We start from the raw sequence: 3,691 nt of genomic DNA on the forward strand, positions 1-3,691 counted from the left end.
ATGGCGATGGTCAAAGCGCTTAACCGGATCACGCTATTAGGAATGCCGAACAGTATTCGCATCACGTAACAATCGACCCGATGGGGCACAGTCGTTACAAGTTCTGATTTATTCAACAAAGCCCCTGTGGCGGTGATTATTTCGCCTGCCGCGTTGCAGCAATATGGCAAGGAGATTGGTTTTCACCCGGTGGGTACCGGCCCTTACAAGTTTGTCACCTGGAACTAGACGGACTATGTGAAAGTGGAGAAATTCTCCGGTTATTGGCGTGCGGGGCTGCCCAAGCTCGACAGTATTACCTGGCGTCCAGTCGTAGATAACAACACCCGCGCCTCGCTGCTCCAGACGGGTGAAGCGCAGTTCGCTTTCCCGGTGCCGTTTGAGCAAGCCAAGGTGCTGGAGAAAAACGACCAGTTGGCGGTGGTGATATCGCCTTCTATTTTGCACCGCTATCTCAGCTTTAACGTCACGCAAAAGCCGTTTGACAATATCAAGGTGCGGCAGGCGATTAACTACGCCATTAACAAAGACGCGCTGATCAAGGTAGCATTCTCCGGTTACGCTGTGCCGTCACAGGGACCGTTGCCAAAGAGCATCGATTTTGCCCAGCAGTATCAACCGTGGCCTTACGATCCGGCAAAAGCGCGTGAACTGTTGAAAGACGCGGGCTACCCGGATGGATTCACCACCACACTGTGGGCATCGCATAACCACAGTACGGCGCAAAAGGTACTGCAATTTACCCAGCAGCAGTTGGCGCAGGTAGGGATTAAAGTGCAGGTTACGGCGATGGATGCTGGGCAGCGTGCCGCCGAAGTGGAAGGCAAGGGCGTGAAGGAAACCGGTGTGCGCCTGTTCTACACCGGCTGGTCTGCCTCAACCGGGGAAGCAGATTGGGCGCTGACACCGCTGTTTGCCACGGCGTCCTGGCCACCGGCGCTGTTTAATACGGCGTTTTACAGCAGCGAGCAGGTGGATGCCGACCTGGCGAATGCGTTGAAGACCACCGATCGCGCGCAGAAGGAAAAACTGTACAAAGACGCACAGGACAAAATTTGGGCGGATGCTCCTTGGGCGTTTTTGGTGACGGAACAGTTGGTTTCAGCTAACAACAAGAAACTGAGCGGGTTCTACGTGATGCCTGATACCGCATTCAGTTTTGATGAGGCTGATTTGGCGCAATAAGTGATGCAGGGTTTTTCTCAGCCGCGTGATAGACGCGGCTGAGAACCTGGTAATTTCCGTGTTGCCGCCGCGTGTAGAACAGGGGGGCAGAGACCGCCATGCCAGACAATGAAACAAGAAGGATAATCATGTTGTTATGCTGAATTATTTCCTCAAACGGCTGCTGGGCGTGATCCCCACCTTGCTGATTGTGCTGGTCGTGGTGTTTATGTTTGTACACTTGCTGCCAGGCGATCCTGCGCGCCTGATGGTGGGGCGTGAGGCTGATGCCGCCGTGATTGCCATGGTCCGGCAGGATTTAGGTCTGGATAGACCGCTCTACGAACAATTCTGGCGCTTTTTTACCCATGTGTTGCAAGGAGATCTGGGCACCTCGATGGCCTCTAAACGCCCAGTCGCCAATGAGATTGCCATCCGCTTTCTGCCGACGCTTTGGCTTACCTTAACCAGCATGGTGTGGGCGGTTATCTTCGGCATGAGCATCGGGATGATTTCCGCTATCTGGCGCAATCGCTGGCCCGACCGTCTGGGGATGACTCTGGCGGTATCCGGCCTGTCATTTCCATCGTTTGCGTTGGGTATGCTGTTGATGCAGGTGTTTTCCGTTGAACTGGGCTGGTTACCCACCGTCGGTCGGCGCAGAGAGTTGGCGTCACTATATTCTGCCCTCAATTACCCTCGGCGTGCCGTTGCCGCCGTGATGGCGCGTTTCACGCGTGCATCCTTTGCCGATGTGCTGCAAGAAGATTACATGCGCACCGCACGCGCTAAAGGTGTCCGTGAATTTTTGGTCATCACCAAACATGGTTTGCGCAATGCGCTGATCCCGGTGGTGACGATGATGGGACTTCAGTTTGGCTTTCTGCTGGGCGGGTCTATCGTGGTGGAAAAAGTGTTCAACTGGCCGGGGTTGGGGCGGTTGTTAGTGGACGCGGTGGAGATGCGCGATTATCCCGTAATCCAAGGGTTGGTGCTATTGTTCTCGCTGGAGTTTATTGTTATTAACCTGCTGGTGGATGTGCTTTATGCGGCAATCAACCCGTCAATTCGCTATCGATAAGGAACCGCGATGAAACATTGGCGTCGTAAGGCCGTGCTGGCAACGCTGCCGCTGCTGCGGGAAACCACCATCCGCACTCCGCTCGGTGAGTTTTGGCGATGTTTTTTGTTGCAGCGCACCGCCGTGATGGCGGGCGTCTTTGTGTTGTTACTGATTGTCGTGGCGCTGCTTGCGCCTTATCTGGCGCCGTTCGACGCGGAAAATTATTTCGATTATTACCGTTTGAACGAGGGGCCCTCTTCGCTGCATTGGCTTGGCGTTGATGCGCTGGGTCGCGATATCTTCAGCCGTATTTTGCTCGGCGCGCGTATTTCGCTGTCGGCAGGCATCTTGTCCGTGGTGGTGGGCATGATCATCGGTACATTGCTGGGGCTGGTGGCCGGTTACTACGAAGGGATCTGGGATCGGCTGATTATGCGCTTGTGCGACGTGCTGTTTGCCTTTCCGGGCATTCTTCTGGTGATTGCCGTGGTGGCGGTGATGGGCAGCGGTATGGCCAATGTGATTGTTGCCGTGGCGATTTTCAGCATTCCGGCCTTTGCGCGTCTGGTGCGTGGTAATACCTTGGTGTTGAAACAGCAAACGTACGTGGAATCGGCGCGTAGCCTTGGCGCATCCGATCGCACCATTTTGTTGTTGCGCCACATTTTTCCCGGCACCTTTTCGTCGATTGTGGTCTATTTTTCGATGCGTGTGGGCATGTCGATCATTACGGCGGCCAGCCTCTCTTTTCTTGGCCTGGGGGCGCAGCCGCCGACGCCCGAGTGGGGAGCGATGCTCAATGAGGTGCGGGCCGATATGGTAATGGCACCGCACGTAGCGTTGTTTCCCAGCCTGGCAATTTTCCTGACCGTGCTGGCGTTTAATTTGCTGGGGTATGGTTTGCGCGATGCGCTTGACCCCAAATTACGCCCGTAGCTCAACACAAATAAAAACGGCCCCATTATCGGGGCCGTTGTGTTTCAGGTAGCAGAAACGCTTAGAACGAGGTGCGTTTATAGCTGCGGTATTGCGGTTGCCAGAAGTTGTGCGTAATGGCCTTCGCCAGCGTATCGCTGGAGGTCACTTCTGCCACACCCTGCAACTGCGCGGCTTTTGCTACGTCCATCGCGATACGGCGAGACACATCCTGGATGTCTTTCAGGTCAGGTAACAAAGCACCTTCACCGTTGTTGGCCAGTGGTGAACAGTCTGCCAATGCGCGGCTGGCAGCCATCAGCATGCCATCGGTAATGCGTTTGGCACCACAAGCCAACACGCCTAAGCCAATACCGGGGAAGATATAGGAGTTGTTGCATTGGGCAATCGGGAACAGAGTGTCCTTGTGCTTAACCGGCGCAAACGGACTTCCGGTTGCGACCAGTGCGGCACCGTCGGTCCAGCGGATAATATCTTCCGGACGCGCTTCCACGCGGGAGGTCGGGTTGGAAAGCGGCATCACGATAG

General features: G+C 55.2%; 3 protein-coding genes and 2 pseudogenes. 4 read left to right on the top strand and 1 reads right to left on the bottom strand.

Annotated elements, in window-relative coordinates; genetic code table 11:
• The 4 genes and pseudogenes from ACTBDZ_RS15965 to gsiD form a co-directional block, all read left to right on the top strand.
• A pseudogene (locus ACTBDZ_RS15965) lies at positions 1-69 on the top strand (surface-adhesin E family protein); the annotation flags it as partial.
• A 54-nt stretch (positions 70-123) separates the two neighbouring features.
• Positions 124-1,185 (top strand): annotated as a pseudogene (gene gsiB / locus ACTBDZ_RS15970) (glutathione ABC transporter substrate-binding protein GsiB); the annotation flags it as partial.
• 136 nt (positions 1,186-1,321) lie between these two features.
• Positions 1,322-2,245: a glutathione ABC transporter permease GsiC gene (gene gsiC, locus ACTBDZ_RS15975; protein ID WP_438816037.1), complete on the top strand. Its 924-nt coding sequence runs from the start codon at positions 1,322-1,324 to the stop codon at positions 2,243-2,245.
• Between the two features lie 9 nt (positions 2,246-2,254).
• Positions 2,255-3,163: a glutathione ABC transporter permease GsiD gene (gsiD, locus tag ACTBDZ_RS15980; protein WP_438816038.1), complete on the top strand. Its 909-nt coding sequence runs from the start codon at positions 2,255-2,257 to the stop codon at positions 3,161-3,163.
• A 61-nt stretch (positions 3,164-3,224) separates the two neighbouring features.
• Here gsiD and ACTBDZ_RS15985 read toward each other — a convergent pair.
• On the bottom strand, positions 3,225-3,691 hold a 467-nt coding region (locus tag ACTBDZ_RS15985; protein ID WP_438816039.1), incomplete at its 5' end, for a malic enzyme-like NAD(P)-binding protein.

This window comes from Symbiopectobacterium sp., assembly GCF_051710365.1.
In the GTDB taxonomy this organism is placed as follows: Bacteria; Pseudomonadota; Gammaproteobacteria; order Enterobacterales; family Enterobacteriaceae; genus Symbiopectobacterium.

Bases quoted from the DNA above. Each gene is read 5' to 3' on its own strand.
- gsiD (WP_438816038.1), top strand. From the start codon at position 2,255: ATGAAACATTGGCGTCGTAAGGCCGTGCTGGCAACGCTGCCGCTGCTG.
- gsiC (WP_438816037.1), top strand. From the start codon at position 1,322: ATGCTGAATTATTTCCTCAAACGGCTGCTGGGCGTGATCCCCACCTTG.